Annotated in this window: 3 protein-coding genes; all 3 read right to left on the bottom strand. The window is 68.3% G+C overall.

The window, feature by feature from the left end:
• Nucleotides 1-50: 50 nt before the first annotated feature.
• Nucleotides 51-1628 (bottom strand): IS66 family transposase, encoded by a 1578-nt coding sequence (gene tnpC / locus ACM9LZ_RS25710; protein WP_416622351.1) that lies wholly within the window; start codon nucleotides 1626-1628, stop codon nucleotides 51-53.
• A 42-nt stretch (nucleotides 1629-1670) separates the two neighbouring features.
• Nucleotides 1671-2018: an IS66 family insertion sequence element accessory protein TnpB gene (gene tnpB, locus ACM9LZ_RS25705; protein ID WP_094453379.1), complete on the bottom strand. Its 348-nt coding sequence runs from the start codon at nucleotides 2016-2018 to the stop codon at nucleotides 1671-1673.
• Nucleotides 2015-2347, bottom strand: a 333-nt coding sequence (gene tnpA / locus ACM9LZ_RS25700) for an IS66-like element accessory protein TnpA (RefSeq protein WP_416622350.1), incomplete at its 5' end; no start/stop codon positions are given. The genes tnpA and tnpB, both read right to left, overlap by 4 nt.

Here is a 2347-nt window from a genome sequence, read left to right as displayed (position 1 = left end):
TACAAAGGCGATGAACGCCTGATTTCAGTAAGCATCCGGCGTAGGCCCCTTCAGGCCTTTGCCTTCCAGTTCCAGGGCAAGAGGTCGGCGATGGCCTTTGCGGGATGATCGTGGATGCGGGCGAGGGTGTCGGCAAGCCAGGCTTGGGGATCGACGTCGTTGAGCTTTGCGGTCTCGATGAGGGTGTAGATGGTGGCGGCCCTGTCGCCGCCGGCATCGGAGCCGCAGAAGGTCCAGTTCCGGCGTCCAACGGCGATGCCGCGCAGGGCGCGTTCGGCGGCGTTGTTCGACAGGCAGATGCGCCCGTCCTCCAGGAACCGTGTCATCGCTTGCCAACGGTTCAGGGCATAGTCCATGGCCTTGGCAGGATCCGACTTGGGCGACAGACTGGCACGGGCGCGGCGTAGCCATTGCTCCAGATCGTCGATCAGGGGACGGCTTTTCTCCTGTCGGGTTTCGGCACGTTCCGCGATGGCGCGGCCGTTGATGGTCCGCTCGATGGCGAACAACGCGTCGATGCGCTTCACGGCCTCGGCTGCCAGGGGTGACTTGCCATCCTTGGCCAGATCAAAGAACCGGCGGCGGACATGGCTCCAGCATCCGGCCTCCAGGAGGGGGCCGGGCTTGCGGGCGGGGTCGTAAAGGCCGGCATAGCCGCTATAGGCGTCGGCCTGGAATATCCCGGCCCAGCCGGCCAGGTGGCGCTGCGGATGCTCGCCGGCACGGGTGCGGGCATAATGGTAGAGGGCGGCGGGTGGATCGCTGCCGCCGAACGGCCGATCATCCCGCACATAGACCCATAGTCGGCCGGTGGCGGCCTTTCCCTTGGCCAGAACCGGCACCGGCGTGTCATCGCCATGGAGACGATCAGCCGCCAGAACATGGGACCGTATCGCCGCCACCAGCGGGGCCAGGGTTGCCGCCGCCGCGCCGACCCAGTCGGCCAGGGTGGAAACGTCCAGGTCGATCCCTTCACGGGCATAGGCGGCACTCTGCCGGTGCAGCGGCAGATGCTGGGCATATTTCCCGGCCAGCACCATGGCCAGCAGGTTCGGTCCGGCCCGCCCACGCCGGATCGGATGGGAGGGGGCCGGCGCCTGGCTCACCGTCTCGCAGGACCGGCAGGCGAACTTCTCCCGCACATGCTGCACCACCTTCCAGCGGCGGGGTTCGCATTCCAGGCTTTCCAGCACATCCTCGCCGATCTTACGCAAGGCATCGCCGCCGCAGCGGTCGCAGACACAAGGTCCCGGATGCACGATCCGCTCCCGGGGCAGCGCCTCCGGCAGCGGCCGCCGCGCCGGCTTGCGCGGTGTAACGGCAAGGGTGGGGGCGGGCGTGCTAAGTTCGCCGGCCACCTCGTTCTCGGCGCTGGTCTCCTCCAACTCCTCCAGTTGCAGTTCCAACTGCTCCACCAGCAGCCGGCCCCGCTCGGAGGATTGGCCGTAAAGTTCCCGCCGGGCCTTGGCCAGGGCCAGACGCAGCCGTTCAATCTCGATCGCCCGTTCACCGGCCTGTTGGCGCGCCGTCGCCAACTCCCCCTGCAACGCCAGGATCAGCGCATGGGCCGCCGCCAGATCGGCGGGCAGGTTGTCGGCAGCGGGGGCGGCAGGGTTGGAGCTGGACATGGGGGTATTGAATCATGCTCACGCCCTCCTGTCTGCAGCTTTTCAACCCGCCCGTTCGGGCCGGGCCGTGTGCTGCGGCAGCCGCCAGTCGATTCCCTCCAACAGATAGCCCAGCTGGGCCGGGCTCAGCGTCACCGCCCCGTCAACCACCGACGGCCAGATGAACCGGCCACGCTCCAGGCGCTTGGTGAACAGGCAGGCGCCCTGGCCGTCATGCCAGATGACCTTCACCAGATCGCCGCGGCGGCCACGAAAGACGAACAGGTGACCGCCATGGGGATCGCGCCCCAGAACCTCCTGGACCTGTCGGGCAAGGCTGTCGAAACCCTTGCGCATGTCCGTCCGCCCCGTCGCCAGCCACACATGCACCCCCGGCGGGATCGGGATCATCCCGCCCCTCCGGCTGCCCGGATCACCGCCCTGGCCAGCGCCAGATCCACCGACCCGCGCAGCCGCACCTCGACCCCGCCCGGCAGAAGCACCGAGATCTCCGCGACCGATGCCGTGGGTGGGCTGAGGGCCGGCATTGCCGCCTCCACGACCGGCACGGCCATCGGCTCATCCACAGGTGCAAGCTGGACCGGCGCGAACCCCGGAACCGGACTGTCGATCGCCGGAACCGATACGCCCAATTGCCGGCGCCACCGGTACAACAGGCTCTCATGGACCCCAAACCGCCGGGCAACCTCCTTGACCACGATGCCCGGCCTGAACGCCGC

It is taken from the genome of Niveispirillum fermenti (genome assembly GCF_048066175.1).
Lineage (GTDB): Bacteria > Pseudomonadota > Alphaproteobacteria > Azospirillales > Azospirillaceae > Niveispirillum > Niveispirillum fermenti.
The sequence above is the reverse complement of the archived record's forward strand: the minus strand, read 5'-3'. Positions and strand labels throughout refer to the sequence as shown.

Excerpts from the sequence above, each read along its gene's own strand:
- tnpC (WP_416622351.1), bottom strand. The coding sequence starts at position 1,628 with ATGTCCAGCTCCAACCCTGCCGCCCCCGCTGCCGACAACCTGCCCGCC.
- tnpB (WP_094453379.1), bottom strand. The coding sequence starts at position 2,018 with ATGATCCCGATCCCGCCGGGGGTGCATGTGTGGCTGGCGACGGGGCGG.